This window comes from Streptomyces sp. P9(2023), from assembly GCF_032436795.1.
GTDB lineage: Bacteria > Actinomycetota > Actinomycetes > Streptomycetales > Streptomycetaceae > Streptomyces.
Genome location: NZ_JAUPWM010000441.1, coordinates 1 through 275 on the forward strand (window position 1 = coordinate 1; position 275 = coordinate 275).

1 protein-coding gene is annotated in these 275 nt (G+C 46.2%); it reads left to right on the top strand.

All coding sequences use genetic code 11. The features are described from left to right. Positions 1-275, top strand: a 275-nt coding sequence (locus Q5762_RS38280) for a polysaccharide biosynthesis protein (RefSeq protein ID WP_315896927.1), incomplete at both ends; no start/stop codon positions are given.

A 275-nucleotide genomic window follows, 5' to 3' on the forward strand; every position in this document is an offset into this window, starting at 1 on the left:
TGAGTACAATGTGGTTGAAGGGGTACGTAATAATGTGTTTGGCACTTATTATTGCGCCAGAGCCGCGATTGAAGCCAACGTTGAATCTTTTGTCCTTATCTCAACCGATAAAGCGGTGCGGCCAACGAATGTCATGGGCACCACTAAACGTATGGCAGAATTAGGATTGCAAGCTTTAGCCCAGCAAGAAGCGCAAAAAGCCCGTGGCACGCGTTTTTGTATGGTTCGCTTTGGTAATGTATTGGGCTCTTCAGGCTCGGTTATCCCTTTATTTA